Here is a 19299-nt window from a genome sequence, read left to right on the forward strand (position 1 = left end):
AGGTACTACGGGGGGTACTGCACCGGATCTGCACACGTGAACACGATCTCTCTGCACACGGCGGTTCTAGGCTGCCGACATGGCTCCCCCACAACATCGGCGGGTCCTCGTGGTCGAGGACGACGAGACGATCGCGACAGCCGTACGGAACCGGCTGGTCGCCGAGGGTTTCGACGTGCGCGTCGTCCACGACGGTGAGGCCGCCCTGATCGCGTACGCCAAGGCCGAGCCGGACGTGGTGGTCCTCGACCGCCTGCTCCCCGGCGTGGACGGCCTCGAGGTGTGCCGCCGCATCCAGGCGGCGCGGCCGGTCCCCGTCCTCATGCTGACCGCGCTCGGCGAGGAGACCGACGTCCTGGTCGGCCTCGGCGTCGGCGCGGACGACTACATCGCCAAGCCGTTCAGCATGCGGGAGCTGGTCGCGCGGATCCACGCGCTGCTCCGCCGGGTGGAGCGGGCCGCGGCTCTCGCGCACGAGGACGCGGTGATCCGGGTGGGCGAGGTGGAGATCAACACGGCCGAGCGGCGGGTGTTCGTGCGCGGGACCGAGGCGCAGCTCACCAGGACCGAGTTCGACCTGCTCAGAAGGCTCGCGGAACGCCCCGGCCAGGTATTCGAGCGAGAGCGGCTTCTGTCGGACATCTGGGGCTTCTCGGAGGCCGCCGCCACGCGGACCGTGGACAGCCATGTCCGGGCCCTGCGCCGCAAACTCGGCTCCCAGGTGGTCCGCACGGTCCACGGCGTCGGGTACGCGTTGGTCCGATCATGAGGCCCCTCGACTTCCTCGGCCGGATCAAGGTCAAGCTCGGCATCGTGATCGTGCTCGCCGTGGTCGCGGCCTTCGTGGTGAACGAGGTCGGCATCAACTCCGGGTTGACGCGGAACATCCGGATCGCCATCGCGGTCGTGCTCGCGCTGATCATGGTCCAGTTGCTCGCCCGGGGGATGACCAAGCCGCTCCGCGAGATGGCCGCCGCCGCGCAGACGATCGCCAAGGGCCGGTACGGCATGCGTGTCTCGGCCACGTCCAGGGACGAGGTGGGCGAGCTCGCCCGGGCGTTCAACGCGATGGCCGCGGACCTGGGCGAGGTGGACCGGCAACGGCGTGAGCTCGTCGCCAACGTGAGCCACGAGCTGCGCACCCCGATCACCGGCCTGCAGGCCGTACTGGAGAACGTCGTGGACGGCGTGTCGACGCCCGACGTCGACACGCTGGGCACCGCTCTGGCCCAGACGCAGCGGCTGGGCCGCCTGGTCGCCCAGCTTCTCGACCTGTCGCGGCTCGACTCCGGCGCCCGGTTGATCGAACCCGAGACGCTCGACATGGTGTCGATGTGCCGCCAGGCCGCGGGCGAGGCCGCGCTGGCTCGTGACGACGTCACGGTCGAGAGCAGGGTGCGGCCGGGTACGGCGCTGGTCGCCGACCCCGGCCTCCTGGCCCAGGTGCTGGCCAACCTGCTCGACAACGCCGTACGGCACAGCCCGCCCGGCGGGACGGTACGGCTGTCGGCGCGCGTGTCGGGGGCCGACGTCGAGATCGCGGTCGTCGACGGCGGCCCCGGCATCCCGCCATCCGAGCGCGCGCGGGTCTTCGAACGCTTCTCCCGGCTGGACGCGGGCCGGGCCGCCGACGCGGGCGGCGCGGGGCTCGGGCTGGCCATCGCCAGGGAGATCGTCGAACTGCACGGCGGCCTGATCCGCATCGCCGACCGCCCCGGCTGCCACATGGTCATCCACCTGCCCGGTCGCGCGGTCGTACGGAAAACGGCCGAAGTGTCCGCGCCGGAGGCGTCTGCGTCGGTAGCGGATTCGACGCCGGAACCTGAAGGAGCGTCGGAAGCGACGCCGGCTGCGCCTTCTGTGCCCACGCCCGTGCCCGTTCCCGCCGAATCCGCGCCCGCCGCATCGTCTGAGCGAGTCCCACCGTCGGCAGAGGCGGGGGAGTCGGTAGTGCCGTCACCGGGGATGGCCGCCGCTTCGGCGGCTTCGGAGACGGAGTCGCCGATTCCGTCGCCGGCTCACTCGCCGGCACCGTCGCGGGTTCTTGCCTCGCGCTCATATTCGGAGTCATCGGTGTCAGAGCCATTGGTGTCGTCGTCCTCAGCGGTGCCGTCGTCGGCGCCCTCGCCTTCGGACTCCTCCGAGCCGGTTCCTTCCGAGCCGGTGCCTTCCGAGCCGGTTCCTTCGGAGCCGGTTCCTTCGGTAGCCGCTTCGTCAGGGCCGGTTTCGCCGGTACCGGATCCTGCGGCGCCGCCACTCGTGCCTGCGGCACCCCAGGGGCCGCCGATTCACATGCCCTACGGACCTCAGCGACCTCAGGGACCGCAAGAACCCCGAGGCCCCGGACCTCACGGGCACCAGGGGCCGCCCGCTCCGCCCGCATACGTGCCTCCGTCGTTGTTCCCCCGGCCCGACCTGCCGGAGGCCCCGCGATGGATGTTGCCGGCGGCGGCGATAGGCGGTCTGGTCGCCGCGGTCGCCATGCCGTACGCGTCGGTGGGGTCGGGGGTCGCGCTGACGGCGGCGGCCATGGGCGTCGCCGCGCTGATCGTGCTGCTGTCGGTCGGGTGGAGGCGGATCACCCCCTGGACGGTGGGGCTGGGCCTCCTCGCCTACGCTCTCGTGTCGGTGGCGATCTTCCGGGACGCCGACTGGCTGGTGACGCCGTTGCTGCTGGCGGCGTTCGGAATCGCCGCTCTCGGAGTGTCCGGCGCCGGTACGGGCTGGCTCGGAGTGATCAGGGGCGGCTTGTCCGTCGTCCTCGCCCTGCCGCCTCTGCCCTGGTTCATCTCCGCGCCGACGAAACGGTTGTTCAAAGGCAGGTGGCTGCTCCCCGCCCTGGGGAGCGCCGGCATCACGGTGGTGCTTCTCGGGGTGTTCGGGCTGCTGTTCAGCTCGGCCGACGCGGTCTTCTCGGCCTTCGCGCGGGACCTGCTGCAGGCACCCGGATGGACGGCGGAGCTGCCGTACCGGACGTTCCTCTTCGGGGTGTTCGGTCTGCTCGTGGTCGCGTCCGTCCTGGTCGGCCTGCGGCCCGTCGTCGAGCCCGAGCCGCCCAACCTGCGGGCCCCGGTCAGCCGCATGGTGTGGGTGGTCCCGCTGGCCGGGCTCGACCTGCTGTTCGCGTCGTTCGTCACGGTGCAGATCACCGTGCTGTTCGGAGGGAGCCGCCGGGTTCTCTCGACGGCCGGGCTGACCTATGCCGAGTACGCGCGGTCGGGCTTCTTCGAGCTGGTCACGGTGAGCGTCTTCGTGCTGGGCGTCGTCGGTGCCGCCGTCGTCCTCCTCCAACTCAGGGGAGCGGCCGACCGCTGGCTCCTCGCGGGGCTGCTCGGGCCGCTGTGCGCGTTCACGCTGGTCATCCTCGCCTCGGCACTGCACCGCCTGGACCTGTACACCGGGGCGTACGGCCTGTCCCGGCTGCGTGGCATCGTCGAGGCCACGCTCTGGTGGCTGGCCGCGGTGTTCGTTCTCGTTCTCGTGGCGGGCGCGGTACGGCTGTCGCGCCGCAGGACGACGTGGTTCTCCCGGACGCTGGTGCTGGTCACGGGCCTTTCGCTGCTGGCCTTCGCCGTCTGGAACCCGGAGGCGCGGGTGGCCGAGACCCAGCTTTCCGTACGCGGGGTGAACCGGCTGGACCACGACTATCTGGCCGGGCTCAGCGCCGAGGCCGTACCTGCCCTGGACCGGTTGCCCGAGCCGGTCAGAAGTTGTGTGCTGCGAGACGTGGTCGTCGCGAACGACCTGGAACGGCCCGACCCCTGGAACGGCTGGAACCTGGCCAGGGAACGCGCCCGTGACGTGCTCCGTCGCCACCCGGTCCAGAAGGACGCCGAGTGTCCGGGTCCCCCGTCCCGATTCCGGGGATAGCTGCTTCCCGTCGCATGCGCCGATATCGGCGATAACGGCCGGTTTCCTGGGAAAGTGATTGAATCGGGCGTGTGAATCTTGACGTGGTGGTCCGGGGCGGCTGGGTGGTCGACGGGACCGGGGCGCCCCCGTTCCGGGCCGACGTCGGCATCGTGGACGGGCGCGTCGCGATCCTGGGAGATCTCGGACCAGCCGCGCGGGACGAGGTGCCAGGGACGCCCGGCGAGATCGGTGCCGCCACGGTCATCGACGCGTCGGGCAGGTACGTGCTTCCGGGTCTGATCGACTGTCATGCCCACGGCGACGCGGCCGTGTTCGAGCCGGAGATCCAGCTCGCGGCGCTACGCCAGGGAGTGACCACGTTCGTGCTCGGCCAGGACGGTCTGTCGTTCGCGCCGACCACGACCCGGGCCGGATTCGACTACGCCAGCCGCTACTTCGCGGCGGTCAACGGCGAGCTTCCCGGCATCGACGGGCCGACGGGCGTCTCCGAGCTGCTCGCGGCCTACGACCGCGCCACCGCGTTGAACACCGCCTACCTCCTGCCGCACGGCACCATCCGGTTCGATGTCATGGGAGCGGCGGAACGGCGTGCCGACGCGGGCGAGCTGCGTGTCATGAGGGAACGCGTCGAGCGGGGACTGTCCGAGGGCGCCGTGGGCCTGTCGTCGGGCCTGGAGTACGCCCCGGGACGGTACGCCGACGCGGCCGAGCTGGCGCGTCTCTGCGAACCGCTGGGCGGCCTGCCGTACGTGACCCACATGAGGGGGTACGGCGCGGCGGCGGTGACGGGCATGGCCGAGGCGACCGAGATCGGCGTCCGCTCGGGTGCCCCCGTGCACATCTCGCACTATCACGGACCGGCGCGGACGCTGCTCCCGCTGCTCGACGACGCCCGGCGGCGGGACGTCGACCTGAGCTTCGACACCTACCCCTACCTTCGGGGCAGCACGATCCTGGCGATGGTGCTGCTTCCGCCGTGGGTGCCCGCGGCCGACCCGGACCGGGCGATCTCCGTACTCCGTGCCGAGCCCGAGCGGCTGGCGCGGGAGTGGGAGGGATTCGCCGGGCTGTGGGAGCGGATCACGCTGTCCCACGCGCCGGGGTTCGAGTGGGCGGAGGGCCTGACCCTGCCCGACGCCGCCACGCGGCACGGCACGGATCCCGCCGAGTTCTGCCGTACTCTCCTGATCGAGACGCGGCTGGAAGCGGGATGCGTGGCGGCCCGGCCCGACGAGGGACCGGAAGGCGAGGAGTCGGTCCGCGCGATCCTGCGCGATCCCGGCCACACCGGGGGCTCCGACGGCATCTACGTGGGCGGTCATCCGCATCCCCGGGGGTTCGGCGCGTTCGCCCGCTATCTGGGCAGGCACGTCAGGGAACTGGGCGATCTCACCTGGGAGCAGGCCGCCGTCCATCTCGCGTCGCACCCCGCCCGCCGCTTCCGCCTGCCGGAACGCGGCCTCCTGCGCCGCGGCCAGGTCGCGGACCTGATCGTCGTCGACCCGCTGCGGGTGGCCGACACCGCCACGTACGAGAACCCGCGTTCCCTCGCGGTCGGGATCGACGACGTGCTGGTCTCCGGTGTCCCGGTGCTCGCGGGAGGCGAGCCGACCGGGGCCACCCCGGGCCGGGCACTACGACCCTCCTGACGGGGGTCTCGGTCCAGTACGATCCACCCAGGTGGTCTATACCGGGGCAAGGGGGGCGGCGGCGTGCACATCGCGGATGGCCTCGGCGTTCCCGGCGCCGCGCCCGAAGCCGCTCAGGACGTGCTGATCGACTGGAGCACGCGCGGTTTCCTGCACACCGGGGAACCGGTCAGCGGGCGCGATTTCGTCGCGGCGCGGCACTCCCTTTTCGACGGGAGCTTCACCTGGCCGCTGCTGGTCGTGAAGCGGTCCGCGCTCGACCACAACATCGCCACGCTCGCCGCGTTCACCCGGAGTCACGGGCTCGCGTTCGCCCCGCACGGCAAGACCACCATGGCGCCCGCGATCTTCAAGGCCCAGCTCGACGCCGGCGCGTGGGGGCTGAGCGCGGCGACGCCCGGGCAGGCGCTGGTCTACCGCGGCCTCGGCGTGCCCCGGGTGCTCCTGGCGAACGAGATCGTCGACTCCGCCGCGCTGCGCCGGCTGGCGTACGAGGTGGAGCGGGGGCTGGAGTTCCTCTGCTACGCCGACTCCGTGGAGGGGGTGCGGATCCTCTCCGACGCGGCCGGCGCCGTGCCGTTCCGGGTCCTCGTCGAGCTGGGACACATGGACGGGCGCACCGGTTGCCGGAGTCTCACCGAGCTGCTGGAGGTCGCCGAGGCCGTACGGAGATCTCCGGGTGTGGAGCTGGCGGGCGTGGCGTGCTACGAGGGCACCCGGTCGGGGCCGGCCGAGGTGCGGGACACGCTCCGCGAACTCCGTGCGGCGGCCGAGGCCGTCTCCCCGTACGTCGACGGGCGGCTCGTCGTCTCGGCGGGCGGGAGCGCCTGGTTCGATCTCGTCGCCGAGGAGCTGGCGCCCCTGGCCCATCCGCGTGCGGAGCCGGGCCGGTCGCGGTCCGCGGGCGCGCTCGTGCTCCTGCGGAGCGGCGCCTACGTGGCCCACGACGACGGCTTCTACCGCGAGGTCACGCCGTACAACCGGATCGAGGGCGAGCTGCTCCCCGCACTCGAGGCGTGGGCGCAGGTGCTGTCGGTGCCCGAGCCCGGTCTCGCGCTGGTCGGGATGGGCAAGCGCGACGTCCCGTACGACATCGACCTGCCGATGGTGCGGACGGTCGGCGGCCGGACACCCGGGTGGCTGGACCGGGCCAGGGTCGTCAAGGTCCAGGACCAGCACACCTACCTGCGCTTCCCGCCGGGGGAGGAGGGGGTGCGGCCGGGCGACCTGGTGTCGTTCGGCGTGTCCCATCCCTGCACCGCGTTCGACAAGTGGCGGGTGATTCCGGTGGTTGATGATGACTATGTCGTGATTGATTTGATCAAAACATATTTCTAGGGACTTCCAGGAGTTGTGAGACATGAAGCGGGAGATCCGTACATCTGAGGGCGCACCGCCGGTCGGGGCGTACTCGCAGGGGCTCGTCGTCGGTGATTTCCTCTACACCTCCGGTATGGGCCCCCTCGATCCGGAGACCGGAGAGGTCGTGGGCGCTGACGTGGCCGCCCAGACGCACCGGACCATGCGCAACCTCGGCGCCGTGCTCGCGGCGGAGGGGCTGACCTTCGACGACGTCGTCAAGGCCACCGTCCATCTGCAGAACCTCAAGGAGGATTTCGCCGCGTACAACGAGGTCTACAAGTCGTATTTCAACGCGCCCTACCCGGTGCGTACGACGGTCGGTTCCGACCTGAAGGACATCCTGGTCGAGATCGACTTCGTGGCGTACAAGGGCCGCTGACGTGGACAGCTCGCTTTACGTCTTCGTCGAGGACCTGCGCGGCGAGGGAATGGACAAGGTCCTCGACCGGGTCTCCGGATACGGCGCGAAAGGGGTGACGATCGCCGCCGCCTACCACCGGGCCCGGGACGTCACCCCGCACGGCGCCTCCCGGGTGACGCTCAGGCGCGACGGTGTGCACTTCCCGCCACCCGAGGACATCTTTGCCGGGCTGCGGCTGATCCCCCCGGTGCAGGAGGGCGCGGACGAACGGCCGCTCGCCGAGTTGCGCCGCGCCTGCACCGAGCGCGGGCTGAAGATGCACGCCTGGACGGTCTTCCTGCACAACACGACGCTCGGGCTGGCCTTCCCCGACGTCACCGTGCAGAACTGCTTCGGCGATCGGGGATCCCCCGCCGATCTCTGTCCGGCGCACCCCGACGTCCGCGCGTACGCGGTGGCGCTCGGCCGCGCCGCCGCCCGGCAGGGAGTGGACAGCGTGGTGGCGGAGGCGCTGCACTTCGGCACGTTCGGCCACGGTTATCACCATGAGCGGTGCTTCGTGGCGCTCGGGCCGATGGACGCGTTCCTGTTCGGTCTGTGCTTCTGCGACCAGTGCATGCGCCGCGCCACGGACCTCGGAGTGAACGCCGAGGTCGCCCGCGAGGAGTGCGCCCGCATCGTCGGAGGTGTCCTGGACGGCGACCCGCCCGCCCAGGGCGAGGTGACGCGCGCCGCGCTGACCGCCTACGCCGGTCCGGAGGTCGTCGCGTACGCACGGGCGCGCTCGGAGACCGTGACGTCCCTCGTCGCCGAGGTGTCGGAGGCGGTGAGCGCGGAAGGAGCGCGGCTGACCTTCATGGACGCGACCGGCGCCTGCAAGGGGTACGCCGACGGCCTCCCGCCGGCGGGTCTCGCCGCCCACGACGCCTGGCAGCTCGGGGTGGACCTGGTCGCGCTGGGGGACATCGTGCCGTCGTTCGCGGTTCTCGCGTACGCCAGGGACGCCGCCCGGGTGGCCGACGACGTCGCCGCCTACCAGCGGTCGGTGGGCAAGGACCGGGAACTGCGCGCCGTACTGCGGCCGGGTTCGCCCGACACCGACTCCGAGGATCGGCTCGCGGCCAAGGTCCGCGCCGCCAGGGCCGCCGGTGCCGAGGCGGTCGACTTCTACGCGTACGGCCTGGCGCCCTTCGACGTTCTCGGACGCATCCCGGGGGCGCTCGCGTAGCTCCGGGCCGGTCGCCTCAGGGAGAGCGCGTCCAGATCCAGCCGGAGCTGTCCTCGTCGTAGCTGGGGTGACCGCCCACGGCGAACACACGATCGCCGCCGGGCACCCGGGCGAGGGCCACCGCCCTGGGGTCGGCCCCCGGTTTGGGTGGGATCCCCTCGTCCGTCCAGCCGCCGTCGCGCGCGTAGTGCAGGATCGACACCGGATGGACGGCGGCGGCCCAGAAACCGCCGTGCCCGTCGGCGGTGACGGCGCTGAACGCGCCCGCGACGGCCCTGCCGGCGTGGTCCGGGTGGGCGGGGACGTCCAGGGCGGTCCAGCGGTCGCCGTCGAAGCGCAGCGCCACGGGCTCCGCCCCTGTCCCGGTGCTGACCGTCCCGACTGCCCAGACCTCGTTCGGGGACACCGCGTCCACGTCCCGCAGCGAAAGGGGCGGCGTGCCGTCGCCAGGCCAGGGCGGGCCCGGCACGTCCAGCGCCGGGAACCCGGGGTCGCCCATGGTCAGCGCGGTCCAGGCGCGGCCGTCCCAGTGCAGGACGGTGGTCTGGCTGATCGCCCACACGTCGTCGGGCGAGGTCGCGCCGATCCCGTAGATCGTCGAGACGCCCGCGGGCAGTTCGGACTCGGACCAGCGGCCGCCGGACCACCTGCCCACGAAGGCGCGCCGCGGCTCGGACGTGGTCGAGCCGGCCACCCACACGTCGTCGGGTCCCGACGCGGCGGCCGAACTCACCCAGCGCCCGTCCTGCCCGCCCTGCCCGCCCATGCTCGTCCAGCCGGTGCCGTTCCACCGCCACGCGTGCGCGGTGTGGTCGAACACCCACACCTCGCTCGGGGACGTGGCGACCACCGCGGCGGCGGGCTTCGCGCCCTCCGGCGCTCGCACGTCGCGCCACCGGCCGCCGCTCCAGCGCATGATGGACGGGTCCACCTCGTTGTGGTAGCCGACCGTCCAGGCGTCGTGCGCGGTGGTCGCCACGACGTCGACCAGGGAACCGCCCGAGCCGCTGTCGCCGACCACACTCCAGCGGGGGCTCACGGCAGTGGCCGTCGGCCGCGACCGGGCGTCGGCCGTACCGTGCGGCGTGTTCCGGTGTCCCGTCGGCTCCGCCGGTTGGAGCGAGGCGCATCCCGCCAGCGTGACCATGATCACTGCCAGCGGAAGCCGTTTCAGCATCCGGCGAGTATAGGGGCGCGGCCCCCCGGTTTGGGGGCATTCGCCCTAGTACGGGGGGCCTGGTGCGAGCGGACCACGACCTAAGCCGACTCGCGGACGACCAGTTCGGTGGGGAGGATCACCGGGTCGGCCGGGCCGCCCTCGAACAGCCCGAGCAGGAGTTTGACCATCGCCGCCGCCTGTTCGGTGAACGGGTGCCTGATCGTGGTGAGCGGGGGCTCGGTGAACTTGGCCGCCTCGATGTCGTCGAAGCCGACCACGGCCACGTCGTCGGGAACCCGTCTGCCCGTCTGCCGGAGCGACTGCAGCGCGCCGACGGCCATCAGGTCGTTGGCCACGAAGACGGCGTCGAGGTCCGGGTCGTCCCGCAGGAGTTGGCGCATGGCCACCGCGCCGGACTCGCGGGTGAAGTCGCCGACGGCGACGATCGAGCGGCGGTCGGATTCGCGCAGCATGTTGCGGTATCCGGCCAGCCGGTCCTGGCCGCCGATCATGTCCTGCGGCCCGGCGATCGTCGCGATGCGGCGCCGTCCCCTGTCCAGCAGGTGCCGTACGGCCTTCTCGGCGCCGCCCACGTTGTCGTTGTCCACGTACGGCAGGGGCACGGGAACGGCGGGCCTGCCGTACGAGACGATCGGCACGGACATGCGGGTGATCGCGGCGGGGAGCGGGTCGGCGCCGTGCATCGAGATCAGCATGACGCCGTCCACGTGGCCGCCGGCGATGTAGCGTTCGATCCTCGCGTGGCTCTTGGGCGAGCCCGCCAGCATCAGCACCACCTGCCGGTCGGCGGCCTCCAGCTCCAGGCTGGCCGACCTGATGACCGTGGAGAACATCGGGTCCTCCGAGAAGACCCTGGTCGGCGGTTCGGACACGACGAGGGCGATCGAGTCGGTCCGCTGCGTGACCAGGCTGCGCGCGGCCGAGTTGGGCACATATCCCAGCTCGTCGACCGCGCGCATCACGGCCTCTCTGATCTGCGGCGTCACCGTCGCCTGGCCGTTCACGACCCGGGAGACGGTCGCGCGCGACACCCCCGCACGCGCGGCGACCGCCTCCAGCGTGGGTCGTTTCATTCGTCCCCCTGAGAACCGTAGGAGAGCCCGTTGCGGCTGATGACCTCGCGATACCACAGCGCGCTCTCCTTGGGAATGCGCCGCTGGGTCGCGAAGTCGACGTACACGATGCCGAACCTCTTGTGGTAGCCGTAGGCCCACTCGAAGTTGTCCAGCAGTGACCATACGAGATAACCCCGCAGGTCCGCACCGGCGGATATCGCCGCGTGCGCGGCACGCAGGTGCGCGTCCAGATAGCCGACCCGCTCGGCGTCGGCGACCCGCCCGTCCCGGACGACGTCGTCGAAGGCGGCGCCGTTCTCGGTGACCAGCAGGCCCACCTCGGGATAGTCGCGCGACAGCCGCAGCAGGAGCGACTCCAGACCGGCCGGGTCGATGGGCCAGTCCATCGCGGTCGTCGGCCCGGCCGGCGGATCGAACCGGATGCCCTCGCTGCCGGGGAACGCCGGGTTCGCCGGCTCTCCGGGGGCGGCGGAGACGAAGGACGGGTTGTAGTAGTTGATCCCGAGAAGTTCCAGCGGCTGGTGGATGATCTCCAAGTCGCCGTCGCGGATGTGGCCGAGTCCGCCGTGCCTCTCGGCGATCTCCAGCACGTCGCGCGGGTAGTGCCCGCGCAGCGCGGGGTCGAGGAACTGCCGGTTGAGCAGCCCGTCCACCCTGGTCACGGCCGCCACGGCATCGTCCGTACCGATCACCGGCGCCAGGTTGAGGGTCAGCGCGATCTCGGCCGCGCCGGCCGTACGGAGTGCCGAGGCGGCCAGCCCGTGCCCGAGCAGCAGGTGGTGCGCGGCGCGGAACGCGGCGGCCGGATCCTCCCGTCCCGGCGCGTGCACGCCCGAGCAGTAGCCGAGGAAGGCCGCCACCCACGGCTCGTTCAGCGTCGTCCAGGTCCGGATCCGGTCACCGAGCCGATCGTGTACGGCTGCCGCGTAGTCGGCGAACCGGTACGCGACGTCCCTGGACGTCCAGCCGCCGGCGTCCTCGAGCGCCTGGGGCAGGTCCCAGTGGTAGAGCGTCGGGTAGGGCACGATGCCGTGCGCGAGGAGCTCGTCCACGAGCCGGTCGTAGAAGTCCAGCCCCCGCGCGTTGACCGGGCCGGAACCGGTGGGGCACACCCGCGGCCAGGCGACGGAGAACCGGTAGGCCGCCAGGCCGAGCCCGGCCATGAGCCGGACGTCCTCCTCGTAGCGGTGGTAGTGGTCGCAGGCGACGTCCCCGGTGTGGCCGTCGGCCACCTTGCCCGGCACGCGGGAGAAACCGTCCCAGATGGAGGGCCCCCTGCCGTGCTCGGCGGCGGCCCCTTCGATCTGGTACGCGGCGGTCGCGGCACCCCAGACGAAGCCGTCGGGGAAGGCCAGCCGTCGCCCGTGGCGTCCGTCCGGCTCGACGTCCCCGTCCTGCCCCCGGGACGCGGTGGTCGTGGCGCTCATCCTTTGACAGCTCCCTGCATGATTCCTCCGATGATCTGCTTGCCGAGAAGGACGAAGACGAGCACGAGCGGCAGCGTCGCCACCGCCGTCCCGGTCAGCCCGAGCGTGAAGTCGCGGACGTACCCGCTGGCGAGCTGGGACAGCGCGACCTGCACCGTCGGGTCGTCCGGGGTGAGGACGACCAGCGGCCAGAAGTAGTCGTTCCAGGCCGTCATGAAGGTCAGCATCCCGAGCACGGCCGCGGCGGGCCGCGCCGCCGGGACGACGACGTGCCGGAACAGCCGCCACGTGCCGCAGCCGTCGATCCGCCCGGCTTCGAGCAACTCGGTGGGGAGCGCCCGGCTGAGGTACTGCGTCATGAAGAACACGCCGAACGCGTTGACCAGCGCGGGCACGATCACGGCGTACAGCTTCCCGGTCCACTCCAGCTTGATCATCAGCATGTAGAGCGGGATGATGCCGAGCTGCGTCGGGACCATCATGGTCACCACGGTCAGCAGCAGCAGCGCGTTCCGCCCCCGGAAGCGCAGCTTGGCGAACGCGAAGCCGGCCAGAGTGGAGAAGAACGTCACCGAGACGGTGATCGTGCCCGCCACCACGAACGAGTTGACCAGCGCCAGCGCGAACGGCGTGGTGTCGAAGACCCGCGACACGTTCGCGAGGAAGTTGCCGCCCGGCAGCAGCGGAGGCGGCATCTCGGCCATCGCCGCGTTGTCGTGCGAGGCGACGATCACGCTCCAGTAGACGGGGAAGGCGGAGAAGAACGCCACCGCCAGCAGGGTGAGATAGGTGAGCGGGTTCCTGCGAAACCAGCCGCTAGACATCGAGTCCTCCGCGCATCCTGCGTACCACCAGGTAGTTGAATCCGACGACGACCACGACGAGCAGGAACATCACCCACGCGGCGGCCGAGGCGTAGCCGAACTCGAAGCTCCGGAAGCCCTTCTCGTACAAGTAGAGCGCGAGGGTCTGGAACTGCCTGTCGGTGCCGCCCGTGGTCGACGCGCCGTTGCTCACCTGGGCGCCGAACAGCAGCGGCTCGGCGATGATCTGCATGGAGCCGATCGTGGTGACGATGACCGTGAAGATGATGGTCGGGCGGATCATCGGGATCGTGATGCCCCAGAGCTGCCTGGCCGCCGAGGCGCCGTCGATGGTCGCGGCCTCGTAGATCTCCCGTGGTACGGCCTGCATCGCGGCCAGGTAGATGAGCGCGTTGTACCCGGTCCACCGCCACATGATCATGGTGGCGATGGCGACGTGGGAGGACGCCACGTGCGCCTGCCAGTAGACCCGGTCGATGCCGACGAGGTCCAGGAACGCGTTGACCAGGCCGAAGTCACGGCCGAAGAGCTGGCTGAAGATCACCACGACCGCGACGACGCTGGTGACGTTCGGCAGCAGCAGCGTGATGCGGAACAGCGTCTGCGCCCGGAGCGGCCGGTTCAGCAGGTGGGCCAGCACCAGCGCGAGCACCAACTGGGGTGCCGCCGACAGGACGCCGATCGACAGCGTGTTGAACGCCGCGTTCCAGAAGTAGCCGTCGGCGAACAGCTCCCGGTAGTTGTCCAGGCCGATGAACGGGTTGGCGCTGCTCAGCAGGTTCCAGTCGTGCAGCGAGACCCACGCCGTGTAGATCAGCGGGAAGAGGCCGAACGCGGCGAAGAGCAGGAAGAACGGCGCGACGTAGGCGTAGGGGGAGACCTTCCGGTCCAGCCGATGGCGCCACGGCGAGGTCGCCGCTCCCGCACGGCTCCCGTCCGGCCGCGGTCGCGGCGGTGTCTCGGGGGTCGGCGCCCGATGGGCGACGGGCATCGGGACTCCTTTCGTTCCGGTTGTTCCGGACGTTCCGGTCGTTCGGTGGGCCCCACGGTCGGGGGCCCACCCGGGCGCCTGGCTACTTGATGTTCTCGACGTCCTTGAGGACCTGGGCCCACGCCTGCTCGGGGGTCTGCTGCCCCTGCTCGACCCGGCCGAGGCCGTTGCCGATCGCCGTGCGCACGTCGCCCTCCTTGGGGCCGAGGTGCTGCGGCTTGAGGTTCTTGGCGGCGTCGGAGTAGATCTTGCCGACGGGGGCGCCGTTGAAGAAGTCCTTGGTGAAGTTCTGGATGTCCGGCTGGTCGTACAGCGCCGGGATCGAGGGGAAGTTGCCGATCGCCTTGAAGACGGTGGCCTGGCTGTCGGCCGAGGTCAGGAAGTCGACCAGCTCCGCCGCCTCCTTGGGGTGCTTGCTCTGCTTGGGCACCGTGAGGTGCGTGCCGCCGGCGTTGCCCGCGCCGCCGGGGACGGTGGCGATGTCCCACTTGCCGGCCGCGTTCTTGGCCTGGTCCTGGATGTACGCCGTCATCCAGGCCGGGCAGATGATCGTGGCGAAGGAGCCCTTGGCGAACCCGGTGTTCCACTCGGGCGTCCACGCGCCGATCTTGGCGGACAGGTCGTCCTTGATCATCTGGACCGACAGGTCCCAGGCCTTCTTCACGTCCGGGTTGCTGGCGACGACGACGTTGTCCTGCGCGTCGTACACGCCGACCGGTGCCTGCGCGATCATCGCGCGAATGATCTCGCCGGGGCTGTCGAAGAACTTCGTGCCCTTGTCGGCGGCGGCGCCGAACTTCTTGCCGGTCTCGATGTACTGGTCCCAGGTGGGCCACAGCGCCGACACCTCGTCGCGCTTGGTCGGCAGGCCGGCCTTCTTGAACAGGTCGGTGCGGTAGCACATGGCCAGGCCGCCGACGTCGGTGCCGAGGCCCACCACGGCGCCGTTCGCTCCGACGCCCTGCTGCCACTTCCAGTCGAGGTAGTCGCCCTGGCGCTTGTCGAGCCCGTACTGCCTGAGGTCCTGGAACCGGTCGGGCTGCGCGGTGAACTGGCTGATGAACCCGACCTCGATGCCCTCGACGTCGGCGGCGCCCGCGCCGGTGGCGAGGTGCGCGGCGAGGTTGGTGTGGTGGTCGGCGTAGGCCGCCTGGCGCTCCTCGATCTCGATGTTCGGGTGCGTCTTCCTGAACTCCTCGTACAGCGGCTTGAAACCGAAGTCGCCGAACAGGCCGACGGTCAGCTTGATCTTCTCGGCCGGCGCGGCCGAGTCTCCGCTCGCGGGGGAGGAGCCGCCGCCTCCACCGCACGCGGTGAGGGTCAGCAGCGTGGCGGCGACCATGGGGGCGAACAGCCGGGTGATCCGGCGGCCCGTGCGGGGGATGCCCATGAACCCTCCTCGGGTCCTGAATTAACGATCATGAAGAGAGCGCTCTCCGACAAGATTCAGTCTCACGTTTCGCAGCGTCAAGGGTTGGATCAGTAACGATCCCCGTTACCTGTTCACGTCCCCGAAATGCGTGAGAGCGCTCCCACGGCACGAATCGCCAGGTGGGAGAAGGTGTGGAGTGTCGCCGCCGCGCTCTTCCGCGCCCCAGGCCCTTCGTCCCGTGCGGGCCCGGTGCTGTGCGCGCCCGGTGGACAGGCGGGGCACCCACGGTCCCCGCACCCTCGACCGCCCCATGGAAGAGAGCGCTCTCCTGATCTTCGAGAAACATTCTCTTTTCGTTGACATGCGGTTGACACGGATCTAGCGTCAGCGGCGCTGAGAGCGCTTCCAGCCCGATTCCGCCTGAACCCCCCACTTCGCGGAGGTCGCTCCATGAGATCGATGATGTCGGCGAGAGCCTGCCTGGTCCTGCTGACCGCACTCGCGCTGACCGCCCCGGCCCTCCCCGCCCACGCGGCGACGGTGACCGTCGGAGCGGGCAGCTACACCACCGACCTGCCCGCCGGGGCGAGCGGTCCGGCGGGCTCGGACGGAGCTCCCGTCACGCCCAAGGTGACCGGGAACGTCACCGGCAAGGTCCCCACGAACGACTGGTGGTCGTCCCTCGCCTTCCAGCGGTACGCCGGCAACCCCTACTCCGAGAACATGTACGGCCACCCGCTCGCCTTCCACGCGGTCGCCGGAGGGCTGGAGGTGAGCTACCCGACCACACCGCTGATCAGCGGGGACGGACGGATGTACGAGTACCCGCACGCCCGTGATCTCACGATCGGTGTCACCGGGCTGAACTCGCCCGACACCAAGGTGGACGGGTGGTCCGACTGGGCCGTCACGCCGTACTGGTCGGACGGCACGCGCACGCTCAGGGCCACGATCGGGCACGGCATGCCGTACGTCTACGCCACCCCGAGCGGCGGGAACGCGCAGGTCACCTTCGTCGCCACGCCGAACGTCTGGTCCGACCGGGGCAACATCCTCGGCGTCACCGTCAACGGCCACCACTACGGCGTGTTCGCCCCGTCGGGGACGGACTGGACGATCAGCGGCACGGTCGCGACCGACGCGCTCGGCGGCAAGAACTACTTCTCCGTCGCCGCGCTGCCGGACACCTCCGCCTCGACGCTCGACCTGTTCGCGAAGTACGCCTTCAGCTTCGTCACCGGGACCAGGGTGTCCTGGGCGTACGACGAGGCGAGCGCCCGGCTCACCACCACCTACACGGCGACTACGACGGCCAAGGAGGGCGCCCAGACCGGCACGCTCCTCGCTCTCTACCGGCACCAGTGGCTGGCCACGAGCGACACGCTGACCCCGTACACGTACGTCTCGCCGCGCGGCACGATGAAGCTGCGCGAGGGCACGTCGTTCACCACGAAGCAGACCTTCCACGGCGTGCTGCCCTCGCTGCCCGACCTCGGCGCGTACGACCGGACGAGGCTCGGCGGCTACGTCAGGCAGGAGGCGAACGCCTCCGATCCGTGGAAGGCGGCGACCGACACCTACTGGACCGGCAAGGCTCTCGGCCGCCTGGCCCAGCTCGTGCCGATCGCGGAGCAACTCGGCGACACCGCGTCCAGGGACAAGCTGCTCGGCCTCCTCAAGGCGAAGCTGGAGAGCTGGTTCACCGCGGGCGGCGAGCAGTTCCGCTACGACGCGACCTGGGGCGTGCTCACCGGATACCCCGCGTCGTACGGCAGCGACACCGAGGTGAACGACCACCACTTCCACTACGGCTACTACCTGATGGCCGCCGCCACGGTGGCGCGGTACGACTCCGCGTGGGCGGCGAGCTGGGGGCCGATGGCCAAGCTGCTCGCCTCCGACGCCAACAACGGGGACAGGTCGGACACCCGGTTCCCGTTCCTGCGCAACTTCGACGCGTACGCCGGGAACGGCTGGGCCTCCGGGCACCAGGGGTTCGCGGCCGGCAACAACGAGGAGTCCTCCTCGGAAGGGATGAACTTCGCGAACGGCGCCATCCTGCTGGGCGCGGCCACCGGTGACACCGCCCTGCGCGACCTCGGCATCTACCTGTACACGACCCAGACGTCGGCCATCGCGCAGTACTGGTTCGACAAGGACAACGTGGTCTTCCCCTCCGGGTTCGGCCACGACACGGCCGGCATGATCTGGGGCAGCGGCGCCGCGTACTCCACCTGGTGGACGGCCAACCCCGAGGAGATCCACGGCATCAACATGCTGCCGATCACGGGCGGCTCGCTCTATCACGGCCTCTACCAGGCCGATGTGCGGCAGAACCTCGCCGAGATGGAGGCGAACAACCCGGGACCGGCGGTCGAGTGGAAGGACGTCGTCTGGGAGTTCCGCGCCCTCGCCGACCCGGCCGCGGCCAAGGCGAACTGGGACGGCGGCTACACGACGCTGACGCCGGAGTCGGGCGAGTCCCTGGCGCACACCTATCACTGGATCTACAACCTGGCCAGGCTGGGAACGGTCGACACCGCCGTGACCGCGAACATCCCGACCGCCGCCGTCTTCGTGAACGGCTCGACGCGGACGTACGTGGCGCACAACTTCGGCACGGCCGGCCGTACGGTCACCTTCTCGGACGGCGCGACGCTCAATGTCCCGGCCCGTTCGACGGCGACGAGCGCGGGCGGGACCTCCCCGTCGCCCTCACCCTCACCGTCGCCCTCCCCGTCCCCGTCACCCTCCCCGTCGGCTTCCCCCACGGGCGGCGGCGTCGACGCGCGGGGCAGGATCGAGGCCGAGGCGTACCAGGAGCAGTCCGGCACGTCGCTGGAGACCACGACCGACACCGGCGGCGGCCAGAACGTGGCCTACATCGGCAACGGGGACTGGCTGCGGTACGACAACGTGCAGTTCGGCGGCACGGCGGCCACCCAGTTCAAGGCGAGGGTCGCCTCCGGCGCGGCGGGCGGCGTCAGCGGGCTCGTCGAGGTCCGGCTGGACAGCCGGACCGGCACGCCCGTCGGCAGCTTCGCGGTCGGATCGACGGGCGGCTGGCAGAGCTGGCAGACGGTCCCCGCGAACATCTCCGGCGTGACCGGAACGCACACCGTCTACCTGACGTTCAGCAGCGGGCAGCCCGCCGACTTCGTCAACCTCAACTGGTTCACGTTCTCGACGACCTGACCCGCGGCCGGGCGGTCGCCGGAGGACACCTCCGGCGACCGCCCGTACCTCCGATCACGACGGTTCCGATCACGACGGTGAGGTCGTCGGCGCCGGGGATCCGCCGCCGCCGTGCCCTACCGACCATTGCGGACGGCTGAGGTCGACCAACAGGGCGGCGGTCGCGTTGTTCTCCTTGCCGGGGCTGATCACCCACACCGTGTCACCGGCCTTGATCTCGTCGAGGCCCCTGCGGCCGGCGCAGACCCGGGTGGAGTCGTCGATCCTGTAGGTGCGGGCGAAGCCGTCGGTGCTCTTGAGCGCGACGGAGTCCTTCTTGATCGAGGTCACCTTCCCGGTCTGCGTGGTGACGGTCTGGTAGCCGCCGCCGCGCTTCGGGACGACCAGCTCACCGTGGACGGCGCCGAGCGGGCCCTCCATCATGTGGCCGCCCGGCCCCCGGCCCCCGGTCGGGGACTCGGCGGGGGCTCCGGTCGGCGACGGGCTCGGCTGGGTGCGGTTGCCCGGGACGCTCGCCTGGGCGCCCGGGGCAGCCAGGCCCGTACCTGTGACGAACAGCAGCGCGGTGGCTCCGAAGAGGAGCCCGCGGCGGATCCCGCGCCGCGAGGGCGCCTCGCGCGGGAGCTGGGATGGGCTGAACTCGCGATCGATCATCGGGATTCCGGGGCGAACACCCCTCCCGCGTGAGGTGGGGAAGGTCGCCCCTCCCTCCTTTCGGGTTTCCGCTGCGTTCAGGCTCGGTGGGATGGACGACGTGGAGT

14 protein-coding genes are annotated in these 19299 nt (G+C 71.0%); 7 read left to right on the top strand and 7 right to left on the bottom strand.

Annotated elements, in window-relative coordinates; all coding sequences use genetic code 11:
- Positions 1-79 precede the first annotated feature (79 nt).
- The 6 genes from AB0I59_RS02745 to AB0I59_RS02770 all read left to right on the top strand — a co-directional run bounded on the left by AB0I59_RS02745 (position 80) and on the right by AB0I59_RS02770 (position 8473).
- On the top strand, positions 80-769 hold the full coding sequence (locus AB0I59_RS02745; RefSeq protein WP_061253541.1) for a response regulator transcription factor: 690 nt from the start codon (positions 80-82) through the stop codon (positions 767-769).
- The gene (locus AB0I59_RS02750; protein WP_358129354.1) at positions 766-3870 is read left to right on the top strand and encodes a DUF4153 domain-containing protein; all 3105 of its coding nucleotides are present in this window, start codon (positions 766-768) and stop codon (positions 3868-3870) included. The genes AB0I59_RS02745 and AB0I59_RS02750 overlap by 4 nt, the downstream gene beginning before the upstream one ends.
- Positions 3871-3941: 71 nt before the next feature.
- Positions 3942-5522 (top strand): N-acyl-D-amino-acid deacylase family protein, encoded by a 1581-nt coding sequence (locus AB0I59_RS02755; protein WP_061253543.1) that lies wholly within the window; start codon positions 3942-3944, stop codon positions 5520-5522.
- Between the two features lie 69 nt (positions 5523-5591).
- Positions 5592-6860: an alanine racemase gene (locus AB0I59_RS02760; protein WP_435830906.1), complete on the top strand. Its 1269-nt coding sequence runs from the start codon at positions 5592-5594 to the stop codon at positions 6858-6860.
- 22 nt (positions 6861-6882) lie between these two features.
- Positions 6883-7263 carry a RidA family protein gene (locus tag AB0I59_RS02765; RefSeq protein ID WP_061253544.1) on the top strand — a complete coding sequence of 127 codons (381 nt, stop codon included), beginning with the start codon at positions 6883-6885 and terminating at the stop codon, positions 7261-7263.
- Position 7264: 1 nt separating this feature from the next.
- A complete protein-coding gene (locus AB0I59_RS02770) occupies positions 7265-8473 on the top strand; it encodes a hypothetical protein (RefSeq protein WP_061253545.1) in 1209 nt (402 codons plus the stop codon).
- A gap of 16 nt (positions 8474-8489) precedes the next feature.
- Here AB0I59_RS02770 and AB0I59_RS02775 read toward each other — a convergent pair whose 3' ends face one another.
- From AB0I59_RS02775 to AB0I59_RS02800, 6 genes are all read right to left on the bottom strand, one after another.
- A complete protein-coding gene (locus tag AB0I59_RS02775) occupies positions 8490-9650 on the bottom strand; it encodes a hypothetical protein (protein ID WP_358129362.1) in 1161 nt (386 codons plus the stop codon).
- A gap of 80 nt (positions 9651-9730) precedes the next feature.
- Positions 9731-10726, bottom strand: coding sequence for a LacI family DNA-binding transcriptional regulator (locus tag AB0I59_RS02780; protein ID WP_061253547.1), 996 nt, complete (start codon positions 10724-10726; stop codon positions 9731-9733).
- The gene (locus tag AB0I59_RS02785; protein WP_358129365.1) at positions 10723-12156 is read right to left on the bottom strand and encodes a GH1 family beta-glucosidase; all 1434 of its coding nucleotides are present in this window, start codon (positions 12154-12156) and stop codon (positions 10723-10725) included. The genes AB0I59_RS02780 and AB0I59_RS02785 overlap by 4 nt, the downstream gene beginning before the upstream one ends.
- The gene (locus tag AB0I59_RS02790; protein ID WP_228637466.1) at positions 12153-12980 is read right to left on the bottom strand and encodes a carbohydrate ABC transporter permease; all 828 of its coding nucleotides are present in this window, start codon (positions 12978-12980) and stop codon (positions 12153-12155) included. Before AB0I59_RS02790 ends, AB0I59_RS02785 begins: the two co-directional genes overlap by 4 nt.
- Positions 12973-13971 (bottom strand): carbohydrate ABC transporter permease, encoded by a 999-nt coding sequence (locus AB0I59_RS02795; RefSeq protein WP_082776581.1) that lies wholly within the window; start codon positions 13969-13971, stop codon positions 12973-12975. The genes AB0I59_RS02790 and AB0I59_RS02795 overlap by 8 nt, the downstream gene beginning before the upstream one ends.
- An 82-nt stretch (positions 13972-14053) precedes the next feature.
- Entirely contained in the window at positions 14054-15361 is a 1308-nt protein-coding gene (locus AB0I59_RS02800; RefSeq protein ID WP_358129369.1) for an ABC transporter substrate-binding protein, read from the bottom strand.
- Positions 15362-15793: 432 nt separating this feature from the next.
- Between AB0I59_RS02800 and AB0I59_RS02805 the strand changes: the two genes are divergently transcribed.
- Positions 15794-18538 (top strand): glycosyl hydrolase, encoded by a 2745-nt coding sequence (locus tag AB0I59_RS02805; protein ID WP_358129372.1) that lies wholly within the window; start codon positions 15794-15796, stop codon positions 18536-18538.
- A 69-nt stretch (positions 18539-18607) separates the two neighbouring features.
- Here AB0I59_RS02805 and AB0I59_RS02810 read toward each other — a convergent pair whose 3' ends face one another.
- A complete protein-coding gene (locus AB0I59_RS02810; protein WP_061253551.1) occupies positions 18608-19192 on the bottom strand; it encodes a hypothetical protein in 585 nt (194 codons plus the stop codon).
- Positions 19193-19299 lie beyond the last annotated feature (107 nt).

Origin of the sequence: Microtetraspora glauca (genome assembly GCF_040656155.1) — a bacterium.
Classification (GTDB): Bacteria; Actinomycetota; Actinomycetes; order Streptosporangiales; family Streptosporangiaceae; genus Microtetraspora; species Microtetraspora glauca.

Bases quoted from the DNA above. Each gene is read 5' to 3' on its own strand.
- AB0I59_RS02745 (WP_061253541.1), top strand. From the start codon at position 80: ATGGCTCCCCCACAACATCGGCGGGTCCTCGTGGTCGAGGACGACGAG.
- AB0I59_RS02750 (WP_358129354.1), top strand. From the start codon at position 766: ATGAGGCCCCTCGACTTCCTCGGCCGGATCAAGGTCAAGCTCGGCATC.
- AB0I59_RS02765 (WP_061253544.1), top strand. From the start codon at position 6,883: ATGAAGCGGGAGATCCGTACATCTGAGGGCGCACCGCCGGTCGGGGCG.
- AB0I59_RS02775 (WP_358129362.1), bottom strand. From the start codon at position 9,650: ATGCTGAAACGGCTTCCGCTGGCAGTGATCATGGTCACGCTGGCGGGA.
- AB0I59_RS02780 (WP_061253547.1), bottom strand. From the start codon at position 10,726: ATGAAACGACCCACGCTGGAGGCGGTCGCCGCGCGTGCGGGGGTGTCG.
- AB0I59_RS02785 (WP_358129365.1), bottom strand. From the start codon at position 12,156: ATGAGCGCCACGACCACCGCGTCCCGGGGGCAGGACGGGGACGTCGAG.
- AB0I59_RS02790 (WP_228637466.1), bottom strand. From the start codon at position 12,980: ATGTCTAGCGGCTGGTTTCGCAGGAACCCGCTCACCTATCTCACCCTG.
- AB0I59_RS02795 (WP_082776581.1), bottom strand. From the start codon at position 13,971: ATGCCCGTCGCCCATCGGGCGCCGACCCCCGAGACACCGCCGCGACCG.
- AB0I59_RS02800 (WP_358129369.1), bottom strand. From the start codon at position 15,361: ATGGGCATCCCCCGCACGGGCCGCCGGATCACCCGGCTGTTCGCCCCC.
- AB0I59_RS02805 (WP_358129372.1), top strand. From the start codon at position 15,794: ATGAGATCGATGATGTCGGCGAGAGCCTGCCTGGTCCTGCTGACCGCA.
- AB0I59_RS02810 (WP_061253551.1), bottom strand. From the start codon at position 19,192: ATGATCGATCGCGAGTTCAGCCCATCCCAGCTCCCGCGCGAGGCGCCC.